This is a genomic window from Komagataeibacter rhaeticus (genome assembly GCF_011611525.1).
GTDB classification, from domain to species: Bacteria; Pseudomonadota; Alphaproteobacteria; order Acetobacterales; family Acetobacteraceae; genus Komagataeibacter; species Komagataeibacter rhaeticus.
In genome coordinates this window covers 2,818,939-2,836,537 of sequence record NZ_CP050139.1, presented here as the reverse complement: position 1 = coordinate 2,836,537, position 17,599 = coordinate 2,818,939, and the positions used below count along the sequence as shown (strand labels likewise).

Genomic DNA, 17,599 nt, shown 5'->3' with positions numbered 1-17,599 from the left:
GCCCGCCCGGCCACCGGCTGCGGCGCCAACCGTTCAGGACACCTGAAACATGACTGACAAGACCAAATCCGCCGCGCCGGAGTGCGGGGCGGACATGATCGTCCGCAACCTGGTGGCACACGGCACCACCCATGTGTTCGGTATTCCGGGCGCCAAGGTGGACCGCCTGTTCGACGCCCTGGTGGACAGCCCGATCGAGACGGTGGTGACCCGTCACGAGCAGAATGCCGCCTTCATTGCCGGTGGCATCGGCCGCCTGACCGGCAAGGCGGGTGTTGCCATTGCAACCTCCGGCCCCGGTGCGTCGAATTTCGTGACCGGGCTTGCCACCGCCAATTCCGAAGGGGACCCGGTGCTGGCCATTGGTGGCGCGGTCAAGCTGGCCGACCGGCTGAAGCTGACCCACCAGAGCATGGACACGGTTGCCCTGTTCCAGCCGATCACCAAATACAGCGCGGAAATCACGTCCCCCGCCGCCGTATCCGAAGCGATTGCCAACGCCCTGCGCTTTGCCGAAAGCGGCCGCCCCGGTGCCGCCTTTGTCAGCACGCCCATGGATATCCTGTCCATGCCGGCGGAAGGCAAGGTGCTGGCGGGCCGCGCCCAGCCCGGACCGGGTGCCGCCCCGGCCGAGGCCGTGACCGAGGCGCTGGGCCTGATCCGCAAGGCGCAGCGCCCCGTCATCCTGCTGGGGCTGCTGGCCAGCCGCCCCGAAGTGTCGGACGCGGTGCGCGCGCTGGTGGCCACGACCGGCGTGCCGGTCATCGGCACCTACCAGGCGGCGGGCGCGGTCTCGCAGGAACTGTCCGACCGCTTTGGCGGCCGTGTGGGCCTGTTCCGCAACCAGCCGGGCGACCAGCTGCTGCATGAGGCGGATCTGGTGATCTCGATCGGCTACAACCCCATCGAATATGATCCGTGGCTGTGGAACGTCGATAACGGCCGCAAGATCGTGCATGTCGATGTGGTGCCCGCCGAACTGGACACGCATTACGACCCGGCGGTGGAACTGATTGGCGATATCGCGGCATCCGTCCGCGCGCTTGCGGCCCAGGCCGGCAAGCTGCCGCGTGCCCCGCAGCTTGAGGAAATCCTGAGCCAGTACCACGCCACCCGCCTGTCCGCGCTGTCGGGCGCGCGCAGCACGTCCAACACGGCGGTGCACCCGCTGCAGATCGTGCGCGAGCTGGAGCAGTTCGTCACTCCCGATGTCACGATGTGCCTGGACATGGGCACCTTCCACATCTGGCTGGCGCGTTACCTGCTGTCCTTCCGCGCGCGCCAGATGCTGATCAGCAACGGCCAGCAGACCATGGGCGTCGGCCTGCCGTGGGGCATTGCCGCAAGCCTGGTCAACCCGGCGCAGAAGGTCATCTCCATTTCCGGTGACGGCGGCTTCATGATGTCGTGCATGGAACTGGAAACGGCGGTGCGGCTGAAATGCAACCTCATCCACATGGTCTGGGTCGATCAGGCCTACAACATGGTCGAGATGCAGGAGAAGAAGAAATACGGCCGTGGTTCGGGTGTGGATTTCGGGCCGATCGACTTCGCCATGTTCGCCCGTTCCTGCGGTGCGCATGGCATTGCCGTCCATTCCGCCGACGGCGTGGCGGGCGCGCTGCGTGAAGCCATGGAGGTCGAGGGCCCGGTCGTGATCTCGGTGCCGGTCGACTATTCCCAGAATCACCTGCTCATGAAGCCGCTGGCCAGCCTTGGCGAGACCTCGGCGGCGGCGTAAACCAGCCCTGGCGTGATGAAAACGGCCCGCCATGCCCTGACCGGCTGGTGGGCCGTTCCGTTTGGACATGTGACATCGGCATTTTATGCGCACGTCGTCCGATGCGAAACATGCCAGATTACAACAGACCATTTCGGAAATAGGGCCATCTGGATGGTCGGGTTGTCCGTGAATGGAACCGATAAACAACAGAATGCTGAAAGCGGCACAGGACATGTCATCTACTGCGGGCGCACAACTGGTTACGGAACTCCGGCACATCGTGGGCAACCACCATGTGCTGACCGAGGACGGGGCGACCCTGCCCTATCGCCGTGGCTTCCGTTTTGGTGAGGGGCGTGCGCTGGCGGTGGTCATGCCCGGCTCGCTGGTGGAACAGTGGCGCGTACTGCAGGCCTGCGTGAAGGCGGGCGTGATCGTGATCATGCAGGCGGCCAATACCGGGCTGACCGGCGGTTCCACGCCTGATGGCGATACGTATGACCGCGATATCGTGATCGTGCACAGCATGCGCATGCGCACGATCCACCTGATCGGTGGCGGCAGGCAGGTTGTCTGCCTGCCCGGTGCGACCCTGGACCAGCTGGAGGGCATGCTGGCCCCCATCGGGCGGGAACCGCATTCGGTTATCGGCTCCTCATGCATCGGGGCGTCGGTGTTTGGCGGGGTCAGCAACAATTCGGGCGGCGCGCTGGTGCGCCGTGGTCCGGCCTATACCGACATGGCGCTGTTCGCACAGGTTTCGGACAGGGGCGAACTGCAACTGGTCAACCATCTGGGCATCGAGCTCGGTTCCGATCCCGAGGCGATCCTCACGCAGGTGGAAGCCGGCAACTTCCCTGACGCCAGCATCAACTGGAATGCCGGTCGCGGGCATGATGATGATTATGCCACCCATGTGCGCGACGTGAATGCCGATACCCCGGCCCGCTACAATGCCGACCTGCGTCGCCTGCACGAAGGGGCGGGCTGCGCGGGCAAGCTCGGGCTGTTCGCGGTCCGCCTGGATACGTTCGAGGCGGAAAAGAACCCCGTCGTCTTCTATATCGGCACCAACAAGACCGATGTGCTGGAAGATGTGCGCCGCCATATCCTGTCATCCTTCAAGGAACTGCCGATCGCGGGTGAATACCTGCACCGTGATGCGTTCAACATCGCGGAGAAATACGGCAAGGACACGTTCGTCATCATCCGCATGATCGGCACCCGGCGCCTGCCCGCCCTGTTCGCCATGAAGAATGCGTTCGACCGGCTGGCGGACAGGATCGGCTTCCTGCCCAGGCATTTCAGTGACCGGTTCATGCAGTTCATGAGCCATTTCTTCCCCAGGCACCTGCCCGCACGCATGCGCGATTATCGTGACCGTTTCGAGCACCATCTCATGCTCAAGGTCAGCGCGTCGGGTGCACAGGAAGCGCGTGAGTTCCTGAAAAGCCACTTCGCGACGCATGAGGGGGATTTCTTCGAATGCACCCCCGATGAGGGATCAAAGGCCTTCCTGCACCGCTTTGCCGCCGCTGGCGCCGCCGTGCGCTACCGTAACGTGCACACCGACACGACCGAGAACATCGTGGCGCTGGACGTGGCCCTGCGCCGTAACGACCAGGACTGGTTCGAGGTGCTGCCGAAGGACATCGAGGACGAGATCATCGTCAAGCTGTATTACGGCCATTTCCTGTGCCATGTGATGCATCAGGATTATGTGGTCCGCAAAGGCTATGACTGCATGGCGCTGGAACACCGCATGCTGCCGGGGCTGGACAAACGTGGCGCGCGTTACCCGGCGGAGCATAATTTCGGTCATCTCTATGCCGCACCCGATGACGTGCTGGCCCATTACCGCCAGCTTGATCCGTGCAACTGTTTCAATCCGGGCATTGGGCAGGCCACCAAGCGCCGGAACTGGATTGCCGAAAGTGTAGGCTGACGCTGCCGGGTTTACCGGCAGGCCTCCTGTCCTTTCGGCATGACGGCCCGGATACGGGCCGTCCATGTGGTCCCCCCATGGGGGGAGGGCGCGCGGGCGCCACCACACAAGGGAAGGAAAGTCGAAATAATGACGTATACTGTTGGCCATTATCTTGGTGAACGCCTGGCACAGATCGGGCTGAAGGATCATTTCGCGGTCGCGGGCGATTACAACCTTGTCCTGCTGGACCAGCTTCTGGAAATCGAGGGCCTGCGGCAGGTCTACTGCTGCAACGAACTCAACTGCGGCTTCAGCGCCGAAGGCTATGCGCGCGCCAATGGGGCGGGTGCCGCCGTGGTGACGTTCAGCGTCGGCGCGCTGTCCGCGCTCAATGCCATTGGCGGTGCCTATGCGGAAAACCTGCCGGTCATCCTGATCTCGGGCGCGCCCAATTCCAACGACCACGGCAGCGGGCATATCCTGCACCACACCATCGGCACGCCGGATTACGGCTACCAGCTTGAAATTGCAAAACGCCTGACCTGTGCGGCGGTGTCCATCACGTCGGCAGACGACGCGCCGGTGCTGATCGACCACGCCATCCGTACGGCATTGCGGGAAAAGAAGCCCGCCTATATCGAGATTGCCTGCAATGTTTCCGCCCAGCCCTGCCCGCGTCCCGGCCCGGTTGGCGCGATCCTGGCCGATGCGCCGTCCGATGCCCAGACGCTGAAGCTGGCGGTGGACGAACTGGCCAGCTTCATTGGCGCGCGCAAGAAGCCGATGCTACTGCTGGGCAGCCGCCTGCGTGCCGCAGGGTGTGAGGACGCCGCCATCCGCCTGGCGGACGCGCTGGGCTGCGCCGTGGCCACCATGGCAGCGGCCAAGAGCTTCTTCCCCGAGGACCACCCGGCCTATATCGGCACCTACTGGGGCGATGTCAGCAGCCCCAAGGCGCAGCAGATATTCGACTGGTCGGACGGTGTGCTGTGCCTGACCCCGGTCTTCAATGATTATTCCACCGTTGGCTGGACCGCATGGCCCAAGGGGGACAACGTGGCCCTGCTGGACGGGCGGCATATTGCAGCCGGTGGCAAGGCTTTTGATGGCATCCATCTGCGCGACGTGATTGATGCGCTGATCGAACGGGTGAAGGGCCAGCCCAGAAAGGATGCGACGCTGGTCGAGTACCGCCGCATCAGCGCGCCGCACGCGCCCGCAGCCGTAGCCAGCCCGGATGCGCCACTGGTGCGGGCCGAGATGGCACGCCAGATCCAGAACCTGCTGACATCGAACACCACGGTCCTGGCCGAGACGGGGGATTCCTGGTTCAACGTCATGCAGATGAAGCTGCCACGGGGTGCCCGCGTGGAGCTGGAAATGCAGTGGGGCCATATCGGCTGGTCCGTACCCGCCACCTTTGGCTACGCCGTGGCCGAGCCGGAGCGCCGGATCGTGACCATGGTGGGCGACGGTTCGTTCCAGCTGACGGCGCAGGAAGTGGCCCAGATGGTGCGGCTCAAGCTGCCGGTGATCATCTTCCTGATCAACAACCGTGGCTACACCATTGAAGTGCAGATTCATGACGGGCCGTACAATAACGTCAAGAACTGGGATTATGCGGGGCTGATGAGCGTGTTCAACGCGGAAGACGGCCACGGCAAGGGGTTCCGGGCCACCACGGGCGCCGAAATGGAAAAGGCCATTGCCGCAGCCGTGGCGAATCGGGAAGGGCCGACCCTGATCGAATGCGTGATTGACCGTGATGACTGCACCAGCGACCTGATCTCGTGGGGGCGGCGCGTGGCAACGGCCAATGCCCGGCCGCCTGCCGCGCGCTAAGAGGCTGTTTGATAAATAATGAAAGTTTTCGGACGCCGCCTTTTTTGAAAAAGGCGGCATTCTCCGAAGCTTTTTGAAGAAAGCTTCACCAGAGGCTTTTTTATGAACAGTCCCTGAGACAGGGAATGCGGGGGTGCCGTCGGGCACCCCCGTGCTGTATGGAGCACGGAGTCAGGAAAAGGATGCGAACATGACCGACATGACCGGCCCGCGCGTGGGCTGTGGTGCCGCCATCATCGACCGTGAGGGACGGATCCTGCTGCTGCGCCGCCTGCGGGCACCCGAAGCGGGCTGCTGGGGACTGCCCGGCGGCAAGGTTGAGCCGTACGAGACAACGGCCCATGCGACGGAGCGCGAAATTCAAGAAGAGCTTGGCATCACCATACAGGCGCATGACCTGCTGTGTCTGGTGGAGCAGATGGACGCGATAGGCGGGCATCACTGGATTGCCCCGGTCTACCTGGTCACATCATGGCAGGGCGAGCCGACCCTGATGGAGCCGGAAAAGCATGAAGGCCCGCGATGGTATGCCTTTGATGAACTGCCCGACCAGTTGACAGTCCCGACCCGGCAGGCAATCGCGGCGCTACAGGTGCGTCAGACCGGAAAAGCAGCGGAATAATGTCAAAGTTTGATTTTTGTCGTGGCCGGTCCGGCCGGTTCCGGGCCAGATAGGCAGGTCAGGACGGCTCGGTCGGGGTGCTGAGGGTGCGGGCATAATCACGCAGCGCCCGGCGATGACGGGAATAGATCATCCGCGTGGTCTGGGACCGGGTCGGAATGTCGTCAGTCACCAGTGGCAGGCCAGCAGCCACAGCGGGTGACGTGGCGGGGCTGGCAATCGTCTCAACTGCAGGGGTCATTGCTGTTTTTCCGTTATGTGCCAAGGACAGGGTTCGCTCCGGTGACTCGGGTTGTTAACCGAACGACACATTACCTAAACTTCATACATGTCAGCATTGAGGCATAAAAGCCATAGCCTGTCCGTAAAACCGATTCTAATTATCACATTTAATTTACCTCATTAAACCGGATCCCTTCCGTGCCGTTACGCGCAAAAACTTTCCAAAAAGTAACCTGCGCGCATCAGGGCGGTGGAAAAATTAAAAAATTATCTAATGGACCGCGCCGCAAAGAGTGTGCGGGACGCGGTTTTTTATGAAAAAGGACTGCCCTGAAGGGGTTTATCACTTTCTGGCAACAGGTTGTCTGCGGATGGGGGCCATACGCCCGCAACCGCTTCGTTCCGAATCGAAGCGGGCTGCCGGTCAGCCTACGTCGCGCAGCAGTTGCCCCCTGTCCCATGCGCGGCATAAGTCCAGCGTGCGTGCCAGCCAGTCCGGTCCCAGGCTGCTGACCTGGCGTGTATGCCGGTGGGTACCGGTCCATGCCAGAAGCTGGATGCGACGCTGGATGACAAGGGCAGGCAGGATGTTCAGCTCCGCGGCGCTGACCTGCGCGCAGGTGGCGTAGCCCGCCAGCCAGTGGTCAACCCAGCGCGGCACCTGCGGATGCTCTTCATGAAAGCTCAGCGCCGCCGCCAGATCCTGCATGAACCAGCTCAGCCCGCAGTCGTCAAAATCGATCAGGCGGGTATGCGACCCGCTGACCAGCAGGTTGGCCAGCCGCAAATCGGCATGGATCAGCCCGAAGCGGTGCGGCGGCGTACCATAGGCCGCCAGTTCAGCATCAATGCGCTCCAGACAGTGCGTGATCAGGTCGCACGCGGCCGCGTTGACGCCGGGGGCGGCCTGCCACTGGCCCCATAAGGCACGGGGGCCGGTCATGGTGGCGGGTATCCATGCCTTGCGGGTAAAGCCCGCGGGGCGGACCCATGTCCGGCTCTGCGCGTGCAGGCGGGCTGTAATATGCCCCAGCCGGTTGAAGGCGACCGGGTCAATATCGGTTGTGGGTTCGGTGCCCTCCATCCATGCAAACAGCACGGCATGGCGGGGCTGGCCATCGGGGCCGGGCAGGGTGCGGATGCATGCGCCATCAAGGCCCGCCACCGGATGCGGCACTTCCAGCCCGGTTGCACGTAGTGCATCCAGCCATGCCAGTTCGCTGCTGATTTCAGCCCTGTCATGATATCCCGGCCGGTGCAGGCGCAGTGCATGGCGCGCACCATCCGGGGTATCGATACGGAAAATCACGTTTTCGGAAATTGAAAGCAGATGGCACCGCGCATCATGCAGCGGGTAGGCGGCCAGTGCCTGGCGGGCCAGATGGTGCAGGGAAGCGTGATCGGTCATGATCCGCCTCCCATATCGTGGAAGCCCGCCCGGATGAAGGGTGGATTACAGGATGCAGTTGAACTGCAGGCCCATGACCGCCGCATCATGGTAGGTGGTGGTGCCGCCGGGGCGGTTGATGTACTGGAAGTCCGGCTGGAAGCTCATGCCGCGTGCGGTATGGATGTTGTAGAACACTTCGTACACGTTCTCATGCGTCTGGATGCCCCACACCTTGCCCCACTGGTTGTTCAGGAAGGGGGTCCCGGCCAGTACCGAGGATTCCTGCTGCAGGATGGAAGCACGGCTCATTTCATAATAATGGAACATGGCACCCACAGTATCCAGCGGGCGGCCCCATTTCGCACCGGTCTCCACAATGCCGGCCCAGGTATGGTCCTTCATGGCCGAGACCTTGCCCGACGTATACATGTAGCCCGCCAGCAGGATCAGCCCGTTGGTCGGTCCCGCGCCATTGCGCATGATCATCTGGTCGGCCTGGAACCAGGCGGTGCTGACGCCGGACTGCTTGCGGAAGGGCTGGCCCGTCAGTACGGCGGAGTTGCCGTTGATGTCCGAATACAGGTCATTGTACTGGGAATTGTCGTAGCCGTAACCCGCCTTGTAATGACCGGCCAGATGGTTGCGGCCGAATTCGGGCAGCCAGCCGATTTCCACCGGGGTGGAGAACTTGCCAAGGCCGCTCTGTGCCCATGACCAGCCGGAAATGCCGCCGTTATAGGAATGGGGCGATACGGCAAACATGCTGGCCATGATGTAGGTATCGACCGTGGGCATGACGCGCATCACCACGCCCAGGTTGCCCGAAGGCCAGTCACGCCCGCCCGGCACGTATTTCCCCGGTGCGGGGTTGCCGCAGATCGACACGTTCATGAAGTCACAGAACAGGGGGGAGGCGGCAAAGAAGCTGCCCACCGGAATCCACCCGGCACTGATGTCCAGCCGGTTATGGAACAGGGACTGCTCGGCATACATGTACACCAGATGCGCGACCACGTTACCACGGGCACCGTAGATCTGCTGCACGCCGGCAAGGGAATCGTGGATGTAATCCGTGCTGGCGTTCCGGCCATGACCGTTCACGATCATGGTATGGGTCCAGAAGTTCTTGGGAGCGCCCGCCAGCTTGTGCCAGTCGATGTCGATTTCCACGCCAACCTGACCCGCATCGGTCACGCCCTGCTTGGCACCACCGCGAAAATTGCCTGCCAGTTCTTCATGCACGTCGGCTTCGATATGCACGCCGTGTTTGAGCAGGAAAGGCTGCAGCCCGGCCCAGTCACCAAAAAAATGCTGGTTGCCGTAGGGTGCGCTGAAAAACGAACCGGGATCATTCACGCTGACATTACGGCGTGAATTGACATTCAGGCTGGGCTGCGCGCCGACAACCCCCTGTCCTTCGCCGGGAATGGCCTGGGCCGATGCGCTTTCGCACAGAGCGAAAAGTGCAAGAAAAAACAGGGGGAGCGATACAAAAAGGCGGGGGAATGGTCTGGTCATTCGCGTATCGATAGCATATTTCATGTTGATTATAAACCTTGGACGGAAATTTATATAAAAACTAATGTTTTGTAAAATAATGGTAAAGAGGTTTTTTTTGTTATATCAATAGATTTATGTAGAGTGCTACTATTCCTTGGCATAATTTTTTGTGCAATGCACAAATACATCAGAATTTCGTGTTTGTTCTCCTGTATTACTCATTCCGCGGGCATGCGCCACACCATGCCGCACCGGCCCGAAGGCAACCGTTGACGCCACGGCGCGGGAATGGTGAACATGGCCTCATGTCACGCCTTGATATGAAAAAGCCCTTCCTGCCCGTGCGCATTGCCGTGCTCACGGTGTCCGACACCCGCACGCCGGAAACGGACAGGTCCGGTGATATACTGGCCGCGCGCATAACGGCGGCAGGTCACATCGTGGCCGCCCGCGCCATCGTGCCCGATGACGTGCCGCGCCTTGTCGCCACCCTGTCGGGCTGGATTGCGGATAGCCAGGTGGATGTGGTCATTTCCACCGGTGGCACCGGGGTGACGGGACGGGACATCACGCCGGAAGCGTTCGGACAGGTGATCGAGAAGCGGATCGAGGGTTTTGGCGAACTGTTCCGCATGCTGTCGTACCAGAAGATCGGTACCTCCACCATCCAGTCCCGTGCCCTGGCGGGGGTGGCGGACGGGACCTACCTTTTTGCCCTGCCCGGCTCGACCGGCGCGGTGAAGGACGGGTGGGATGATATTCTGGTCTGGCAGCTCGACAGCCGCCATGTGCCCTGCAACTTTGTCGAACTCATGCCCCGCCTGCGCGAGCACCTTCCCCCCGCCGCACATGACTGACCAATAACGGTAAGGATATGGACAGATGAGCGCACCCCGGCTTCTGCTGCTGGCAGGCGATTATGTGGAAGATTACGAGATTATGGTGCCGTACCAGGCCCTGACCATGCTGGGCTACCGGGTGGACACGGTCTGCCCCGGCCGCGGAAAGGGCGAGCATGTCCTGACCGCCATCCATGATTTTGAGGGGGCGCAGACCTATAGCGAGAAACCGGGCCACCGTTTTGTGCTCAACGCGGATTTTGACACCATCAATTACGCCGATTACGCGGGCCTGATCCTGCCCGGTGGCCGGGCACCGGAATATCTGCGGCTTGATCCGCGCGTGATTGAACTGGTCCGCGCCTTTGCCCACCGCCCGCTGGCCGCGATCTGCCATGCCGGGCAGTTGCTGGCCGCCGCCCGCGTCATTGAAGGGCGCCGGGTTTCGGCCTATCCCGCCTGTCGTCCGGATGTGGAACTGGCCGGGGGCGTCTATGCGGATATCGCACTTGATGCGGCTGTGACCGATGGCACGCTGGTCACCGCGCCCGCATGGCCCGCGCACCCGGCATGGCTGGCGCAGTTCATTGCCGTGCTGGGGGCCAGGATCGCGCTGTAGAAAGTCATTTCAAAACAACTGGCCTGATAAAGGAGATAAAAGTCTCTGGGTGCAGCCTTTTTTAAAAGGCTGCATTTTTAAAGCTTTTTGCAAAAATCTTTACCAGGAACCTGCTGCTGGCTGCCTGACGTCCGCTGGCCTGCCGCGTTCAGAGTCCGGTGCTGTTCATGGCCGGGCGGTTCAGGATTGACAGGAATTCCCGCCGCGTGTCGGAATTGGTGCGGAACGTGCCCAGCATGCGGCTGGTCACCATGGACACACCGGGGCGGTGCACGCCGCGCGTGGTCATGCACTGGTGGGCGGCCTCGATCACCACGCCTACGCCATAGGGTTGCAGTTCTTCATTGATGGTATTGGCAATCTGTGCCGTCAGTCGTTCCTGGATCTGGAAACGACGCGCATAGGCGTCCACCACGCGGGCCAGCTTGGAAATGCCCACAACCCGCCTGCGCGGCAGGTAGGCCACATGCGCCACGCCAATGATGGGCACCATGTGGTGTTCGCAGTGGCTTTCCAGGCGGATGTCGCGCAGCAGGACCATCTCGTCATAATCCGCCACTTCCGAGAAGGTACGGCGCAGCATCTCGGCCGGGTCTTCCGCATAGCCGCAGAAGAATTCGTCATAAGACTTGACCACGCGCGCGGGCGTATCAAGCAGGCCTTCCCGGCCGGGGTCTTCGCCAGCCCAGCGCAGCAGGGTCCGCACGGCGTCTTCGGCTTCCGCGCGGGTGGGGCGGGTATCAATGGGGGTCATGCTGTAGGTTCTTGTTGCAGGGGCCTGTCCGGTCGGGACAGGCCGCAGGAAGGAATCCGGGCCGGAACTAGTGCAGGATGGCCGGATGGTGCGGGCTGTCCAGACTGAAGACGGGGATGTCGACATCAAAATGCTGGCGGCTGGCCGGGCGGATCATGTGGTACATGCCGCCCATGAAGCCGGTCGGTGTTTCCAGTGCGGCACCTGACATGTATTCAAAACTGCCGCTGGCGTCGATCAGTGGCTGTTCGCCTACCACGCCATCCCCATCCACGCGGTCGATCCGGCCCTGCCCGTCCACGATGCGCCAGCTGCGGCGCAGGAGCTGGATCTGTTCGCTGCCGTGGTTCTCGATCCGGACGCGGTAGGCCCACACATAGCGGTGCTCATCGGGCTCGGACTGGTCATCCAGCCAGAAGGTCTGGACAACCACACGGACATCGTCCGTCACGGCCTCGAAACAGGGGACGTTATCCATCGCCTCGCCCGGCGGGGAGTCCGTCCCTTCCCCGGTGGGGGGAGGGAAAGGCCTGTTCTTGCTCATGGCAGGCGGTGCTCCTGTATTGGCCGGTTGGCCAGCGCCGCAAGGCCGCGCCGGAGGTCATCGATCAGGTCATCGGCATCTTCCAGCCCGACCGAGAAACGGATCGCCCCGTCATTGATGCCAAGCCGCGCCCGGTCTTCGGGTGTGAGCTTCATGTGGGTGGTGGTGGCCGGATGCGTGACAAGGGAGCGCGCATCGCCAAGGTTGTTGGAAATCGAGATCAGCCGCAATGCGTTCATGAAGGCGAAGGCCCCCGCCTTGCCGCCCTCGACTTCAAAGGCAACCAGCGTGGAACCGGCCGACATCTGCTTTTTCGCTATCTCGTATTGCGGGTGGTCCTTGCGCCCCGGATAGAACACACGTTTGATGCCCGGTGCGTCGGCCAGGAAGTCCGCCACCTTCGCTGCGTTCTGCGTCATGGCGTTGACGCGCAGGGCCAGTGTTTCAAGGCTTTTCAGCATGACCCAGGCATTGAAGGGCGAGATGGAATTGCCGGTATTGCGGGCAAAGGGGCGCAGGACCTCGTCAATCCACCTGGCCGTACCCAGCACGGCGCCACCCAGCACGCGGCCCTGGCCATCAATATGCTTGGTGCAGGAATAGACCACCACATCCGCGCCCAGTTCCAGCGGCTTCTGGTACAGCGGCGTTGCAAAGACATTGTCCACCACCACGGTCGCACCCGCCTTGTGGGCCAGGTCGCAGATCATGCGGATGTCGAGTACATCCAGCATCGGGTTGGACGGGCTTTCCAGCAGGACGGCGCGCGTGGGCCTGTCCAGCGCTTCCTGCCATGCCGCCATGTCGCCCCCATCGACGAAGACTGTCTCCACCCCATAGCGCGGCAGCAGTTCGGCCACGATCCAGTGGCATGAGCCGAACAGCGCGCGCGAAGCCACGACCCGGTCTCCCGCGCGCACCTGCGCCAGCAGCGCGCAGGAGACCGCGCCCATGCCGGTAGAGGTCAGGACACAGGATTCCGCCCCTTCCACATCACACAGGCGGCGTTCCAGGTTCGATACGGTGGGGTTGCCGAAACGGCTGTACTGGTAGTGCGACACATCGCCGGTAAAGGTGCCTTCCGCCTGCTCTGCGCTGTCGTACACAAAGCCGGAGGTCAGGAACATCGCCTCGCTGGTTTCGCCATACGGCGTGCGCTCAAGTCCCGCATTGATCAGGCGCGTGGCGGGGCGGAAGGATTTGGGATCAGGCTGGTCAGTCATGGCTGGTGGTCATTCCTGTGTACAGGGTGGACGGGACAAGGCAGGCGGTGGCCAGCGGCCGGTTCATGCCCGGCAGTCCGGTCCGCCCGGGGCGGTTCATGACCGTGGAAACCAGATGCCCGCGCCCTGACAGAGCGGTAGCGGTATCGGGCCTCTTTAGCGCGTATGTTTTACCTCGCCGCAAGCCGGCCATATCAAATCACGAGGGTCGGAAGGCGGATGCCCCCGGACATGCATGCTTATTGCGGATCAGGGCGGGGTGCGTCAACTGCCGCCCTGCTGGCGGGGGTAATTGCATAAGCCGCGCTTGTGCAGTATAGAGGGCGGGCATGCGGGTGTAGTTCAATGGTAGAACGGCAGCTTCCCAAGCTGCATACGAGGGTTCGATTCCCTTCACCCGCTCCACAGCATGTTCCATGGAAATCCACCGAGTTCCACAAGCGCTTGGAATCGTGGAAAAATTCCCCGGTCGAGTTCCACTGAATTCCATGGAAATCCACCCGCAGCCACTCGTTTTTAGTCCATTTTTTAGTCCATCTTTGCGGGTGTGCGCGAATCCGGTTTCTGCCGGGTGTGGACGGCGAAGGTGACCGACGATCGCTCCTGATGTCCCTCAGGAGTTCCTCATGTCTCTTACCGACGTCGTCGTCCGCCAGGCCAGGGCCACGGGCAAGGACTACACGCTGGGCGATCAGGACGGTCTGTCCCTCTGTGTCACGGCCAGAGGCGGCAAGTCGTGGCACTTTCGCTACAGCTGGCTTGGGCGCCAGAAGCGTATGTCGCTCGGCAGCTACCCGGAGGTCAGCCTGCGGGAGGCCCGCACTTTGCGAGATCAGGCTCGGGCGCTTGTCGCGCAGGGAGCCAATCCCCAGGTAGAGCGCGACCAGCGGCGTTCCGCAGCCCGGCAGGCGGCCGAGCATAACTTCGAAGTGGTCTTCACCCAGTGGCATGCCCATCGCGCCCTGTCTCTGCGCCATGGTCGCCAGACCGCGTTGTCCCAGGTGGAGCGCATCTTCGCCAAGGACGTGCTGCCGGTTCTCGGTACCTTATCGATCTACGACATCCGGCGTCATCACCTGCTGGACGTGCTCGATCGGGTGGAGAAGCGCGGCGCGCTCAGCATGGCGAAGAAGATTCGGTGCTGGCTCAACCAGATGTTCCGCTACGCGCTGGTGAAGGTCCCTGGGCTGGAACAGAATCCCGCCTCGGATCTCGACGTGGTGGCGCGTCCGCTGCCGCCGGTGCGCAACAATCCGTTCCTGCGTCTGGATGATATGCCCGCATTTCTGAAGCGGTTGCGTCGCTATCGTGGCCGTCTTCAGACGCAGCTCGGCATCCGTCTGCTGCTCCTGACCGGTGTGCGCACCGGCGAGTTGCGCGCGGCCACCCCCGACCAATTCCATCTCGACGAGGGGCTGTGGGTGATCCCGGCCGAGTCGGTGAAGCAGCTGCAACTCACGCTGCGCAAGCAGCGCAAGAGGCCGCAAGATATCCCACCCTATATCGTTCCATTGTCAGCCCATGCGATCGAGATCGTGCGTTTCCTTCTGGCGCAAATGGCCCCCGCGCAGCGCTATCTCTTTCACCACGACTCGAACCTGCGGAAGCGGATCAGCGAGAACACTCTCAACGCCGCGCTCAAGCGGATGGGGTACGCGGACCAGCTGACGGGTCACGGTATCCGAAGCACACTCTCCACGGCGCTCAATGAGATCGGCTACCCGATGAACTGGATCGACGGCCAATTGTCGCACGCCGATCCTCACCGTGTCAGCGCGACCTACAACCACGCGCTTTATGTGGAGCCCCGTCGGCGCATGATGCAGGACTGGGCCGATCGTTTGGACCTGCTGGAACAAGATCAGGTGATGGCCGCCAGTACCCCGCTGGCCGTTCGGATCGAGGAGGGAGCGGCAGGCGGAGAAAAACCATCGCCGTCACGTCCCCTCCCACCGTCGCCGCAATTGCGGCTTGTCGCGGAGGTGGCCGGCGAACCGATGCCCACAGTCCCGGTGCATCGCCTGTCGGCTGTCCGCCGACCGGCTCAGGAAGAGAACCCGGCGCTCTCGCAGCTTCAGCGTGACCAGATGCTGCTCATGGACACGCTGGAGGCACCGCACAATCTCCCGGTGGCCGAATTCGCCAAGCTCGCCGGGAAGTCTCGCCGTTGGATCAGCTACGAGGTCCAGGCGGGGAACCTGTTGGCGATTGCCGTGGGCAACCGGGGGCAGCGTGTGCCCGACTGGCACCTTGATCCGGTCAAGCATCGGATGATCCAGGCGGTGCTCAAGCAGGCGTGGGACGCCGATCCTCCAGATCGGCGAGAGGAAATCTCATATGATCGGTTCCCAGCAGACCGGTCTGTTCCCAAATCACATTCCCGTCGCGAATGATGTTGGCAGTTATCTCTCTGGACGCCGGCAGGGGATGTACGAGCAATTCGCGCGCAATCGGGGTCGAATACAGTTTCGATAACGCAGACAGGCTCGGTTTTTCATGCCGAAGAGTCGCATCGGAGGCATCGTTTGCAAGACTATAACCGATGTACCTGGGGCGTCCCGCGCGATCAACAAGATAGACCGCGACATGCTCACCCTCGATGGTCATCCCGGATCCATAATAGGGGCGCACGAGCGTTGTCGTTGCTGAACTCAGACTCGCCCCATGTCCTTTATAATACCAGTCTGGAGCGTCGCGCTCAGGTGCCAATACGCCATTGATGTAGTTAAACGTATAACCGAATGAGCAGACAAAGGCAGAACAATGGGCCGTAGGAAGCAGGGGTGGAATGTCCGACCCCGCGCGATCAAGGTTCATACCCGCAGTTCCAAAGGTGGCTATTCGTTCCGCGAGTTGCTCAGCAATATCGCCTCCCTCACCAATCGAATTGATGACGAATTCATACATACTATGTTCTGTGCATAACAAAGTACGCGTCGCTTCGTGCGGGTTCGAGCGGATTCGAATTGATGTCGCCCCGTCTGTTGAGGCTTCTGATAATCTGATCATCACGCACCTCCATTCATGGAGATTGGACTTACACTAGCTTGGCTCGAGAGGCTTACGGACGAGAACGAAATCTTGCGATCCTATTCGCCCGGTCTTGCTGATTTCATGAGTGCCCGTGAGCAAATCTGCGCTGACAAGAACTGCACCCCCGGGTCTCACGACGCGAAGAAGTTCGTCCACCGATGGAGCGTGATGTGGATCGGTGGATGGATCGACGATGACCAGGTGGTAACCGACCGCACGTCGATAGTGGAAGTTTCCTCCGGTCGGAAAAGGGAGTGATGAGAGATCCGGTTGCGACCGCAAGCGGATGTTTGTCATACGCTTGTCAACAGCGTATTGTAAAAACGGAGCCCACAAGGTCCTCGATTCACTTACGACATCAATCGTCTGATCTTTGAATACATCAAAATAGGAACTATGGCTGGCGTTGATCACCAGGATATTGCTACGCCGGGCGTACTCCCCAGCGAGTGCCGTTATTCCAGCGGCGAGGTCCTTGCGCTCGAGTCCATCGCGCGTCACGGCGTAGGCCGCACGCCAGTTCGCGTCGATTTCATCCCATGCTTCTATTTGAAGCAGCGTTTCAATCGAGGGATTAAATTCCTCCATGAAATGGGCCTTGAAAGGCTGGTACTGAAGTATGCGACCACGATCTCCGGCTATACTATAATCACCGATCCACGTATTGGTGAACGCCCGGGTCGCAACAATCGAACAACGGCCTATGTAGTCGCAATTCCAGCCAACCATCGCGTCCCGACCTACCCATGCGAATTCAGCCAATGTGATTGGCGGCAATGTGGACATTGCGACCGTGCGGGCACCTACAGAGGGTCTTCCATAGGCATCGTGATCCTGGCGCAATAACAGGCTTCCCGGCGAGAGCCAGGCACCGTCTCCGATCACCACGTCGGCTCCGGCGTTCACACCTGCTCCCTTGCCAAATCGGACATATTTGCCGATTTGTATTTTTGGTAATTCTTCAGGCGCATAATCGAGCTGATGGTCAGCGTGAGGATGGCTAAAGTAGGCACCATTCTCGAAATGGGTGGGGCAAATCAAATGGCGTCCGCGGCCTTCCGTGACTTCCAGAGGATCTCCAGATGTGTCGATCTGGAAGTGTTCCGGAGGCAGGTTAAGACCCGCGGCCAGATTCTTTAACTCGTCATGAAATGTTCTTCCGAATAGAATCTCGTCACGCGGCGTCTGGATGTCTCGTGATTTCGAGCGGAGTCTTGCAAGAGTGCGCGCGTAGCGCGCGATCGGTGAATTCTCACCCAGCGGCGTTTGCAGGATGGCCGCGTCTATCGAAAGAGGTGTCACCGAAGTCGCGGCTGCGGTATGGTCCGTCCACATGACATCACCTCGTGTTTCCGTTTCTT

Annotated in this window: 15 protein-coding genes, 1 tRNA gene and 1 riboswitch; of the genes, 8 read left to right on the top strand and 8 right to left on the bottom strand. The window is 61.4% G+C overall.

The genetic code is table 11. The annotated features are described in order from the left end of the window. The first annotated feature begins 49 nt into the window (after nucleotides 1-49). The 4 genes from alsS to GWK63_RS12915 all read left to right on the top strand — a co-directional run bounded on the left by alsS (nucleotide 50) and on the right by GWK63_RS12915 (nucleotide 6,114). Nucleotides 50-1,741 carry an acetolactate synthase AlsS gene (gene alsS, locus GWK63_RS12930; RefSeq protein WP_007397704.1) on the top strand — a complete coding sequence of 564 codons (1,692 nt, stop codon included), beginning with the start codon at nucleotides 50-52 and terminating at the stop codon, nucleotides 1,739-1,741. A gap of 193 nt (nucleotides 1,742-1,934) precedes the next feature. Beyond that, nucleotides 1,935-3,668, top strand: a complete 1,734-nt coding sequence (gene dld / locus GWK63_RS12925) for a D-lactate dehydrogenase (RefSeq protein ID WP_039998661.1) — start codon at nucleotides 1,935-1,937, stop codon at nucleotides 3,666-3,668. A gap of 129 nt (nucleotides 3,669-3,797) precedes the next feature. Continuing rightward, nucleotides 3,798-5,492 carry an alpha-keto acid decarboxylase family protein gene (locus tag GWK63_RS12920; protein WP_007397706.1) on the top strand — a complete coding sequence of 565 codons (1,695 nt, stop codon included), beginning with the start codon at nucleotides 3,798-3,800 and terminating at the stop codon, nucleotides 5,490-5,492. 190 nt (nucleotides 5,493-5,682) lie between these two features. After that, nucleotides 5,683-6,114 (top strand): NUDIX domain-containing protein, encoded by a 432-nt coding sequence (locus tag GWK63_RS12915; RefSeq protein ID WP_039998662.1) that lies wholly within the window; start codon nucleotides 5,683-5,685, stop codon nucleotides 6,112-6,114. 58 nt (nucleotides 6,115-6,172) lie between these two features. On the opposite strand, the gene GWK63_RS12910 is transcribed toward GWK63_RS12915, so the two are convergent. The 3 genes from GWK63_RS12910 to GWK63_RS12900 form a co-directional block, all read right to left on the bottom strand. Further along, nucleotides 6,173-6,355 (bottom strand): hypothetical protein, encoded by a 183-nt coding sequence (locus tag GWK63_RS12910; RefSeq protein ID WP_034933611.1) that lies wholly within the window; start codon nucleotides 6,353-6,355, stop codon nucleotides 6,173-6,175. 405 nt (nucleotides 6,356-6,760) lie between these two features. Further along, nucleotides 6,761-7,744, bottom strand: a complete 984-nt coding sequence (locus tag GWK63_RS12905) for a phosphotransferase enzyme family protein (RefSeq protein ID WP_007397709.1) — start codon at nucleotides 7,742-7,744, stop codon at nucleotides 6,761-6,763. Between the two features lie 45 nt (nucleotides 7,745-7,789). Continuing rightward, nucleotides 7,790-9,268 (bottom strand): carbohydrate porin, encoded by a 1,479-nt coding sequence (locus GWK63_RS12900; protein ID WP_007397710.1) that lies wholly within the window; start codon nucleotides 9,266-9,268, stop codon nucleotides 7,790-7,792. 263 nt (nucleotides 9,269-9,531) lie between these two features. Between GWK63_RS12900 and moaB the strand changes: the two genes are divergently transcribed. Continuing rightward, entirely contained in the window at nucleotides 9,532-10,083 is a 552-nt protein-coding gene (moaB, locus tag GWK63_RS12895) for a molybdenum cofactor biosynthesis protein B (RefSeq protein WP_007397712.1), read from the top strand. A 25-nt stretch (nucleotides 10,084-10,108) separates the two neighbouring features. Then, nucleotides 10,109-10,684 (top strand): DJ-1/PfpI family protein, encoded by a 576-nt coding sequence (locus GWK63_RS12890; protein ID WP_007397713.1) that lies wholly within the window; start codon nucleotides 10,109-10,111, stop codon nucleotides 10,682-10,684. Between the two features lie 148 nt (nucleotides 10,685-10,832). On the opposite strand, the gene folE is transcribed toward GWK63_RS12890, so the two are convergent. The 3 genes from folE to metZ all read right to left on the bottom strand — a co-directional run bounded on the left by folE (nucleotide 10,833) and on the right by metZ (nucleotide 13,205). After that, nucleotides 10,833-11,438, bottom strand: coding sequence for a GTP cyclohydrolase I FolE (gene folE / locus GWK63_RS12885; RefSeq protein WP_007397714.1), 606 nt, complete (start codon nucleotides 11,436-11,438; stop codon nucleotides 10,833-10,835). Between the two features lie 67 nt (nucleotides 11,439-11,505). Next, on the bottom strand, nucleotides 11,506-11,916 hold the full coding sequence (gene apaG, locus GWK63_RS12880; RefSeq protein ID WP_007397715.1) for a Co2+/Mg2+ efflux protein ApaG: 411 nt from the start codon (nucleotides 11,914-11,916) through the stop codon (nucleotides 11,506-11,508). 62 nt (nucleotides 11,917-11,978) lie between these two features. Beyond that, a complete protein-coding gene (gene metZ, locus GWK63_RS12875; RefSeq protein ID WP_007397716.1) occupies nucleotides 11,979-13,205 on the bottom strand; it encodes an O-succinylhomoserine sulfhydrylase in 1,227 nt (408 codons plus the stop codon). Between the two features lie 135 nt (nucleotides 13,206-13,340). Beyond that, nucleotides 13,341-13,421: riboswitch (SAM riboswitch) on the bottom strand. A 115-nt stretch (nucleotides 13,422-13,536) separates the two neighbouring features. Here metZ and GWK63_RS12870 point away from each other — a divergent pair. Next, nucleotides 13,537-13,610, top strand: a tRNA-Gly gene (locus GWK63_RS12870). 221 nt (nucleotides 13,611-13,831) lie between these two features. Then, on the top strand, nucleotides 13,832-15,598 hold the full coding sequence (locus GWK63_RS12865) for a tyrosine-type recombinase/integrase (protein ID WP_166498156.1): 1,767 nt from the start codon (nucleotides 13,832-13,834) through the stop codon (nucleotides 15,596-15,598). On the opposite strand, the gene GWK63_RS12860 is transcribed toward GWK63_RS12865, so the two are convergent. Together GWK63_RS12860 and GWK63_RS12855 are read right to left on the bottom strand one after the other, a co-directional pair. After that, nucleotides 15,492-16,112, bottom strand: coding sequence for a hypothetical protein (locus GWK63_RS12860; RefSeq protein ID WP_166498155.1), 621 nt, complete (start codon nucleotides 16,110-16,112; stop codon nucleotides 15,492-15,494). The two genes, GWK63_RS12865 and GWK63_RS12860, sit on opposite strands and share 107 nt — an antisense overlap. A 135-nt stretch (nucleotides 16,113-16,247) precedes the next feature. Further along, on the bottom strand, nucleotides 16,248-17,573 hold the full coding sequence (locus GWK63_RS12855; RefSeq protein ID WP_166498154.1) for an acyltransferase: 1,326 nt from the start codon (nucleotides 17,571-17,573) through the stop codon (nucleotides 16,248-16,250). Nucleotides 17,574-17,599 lie beyond the last annotated feature (26 nt).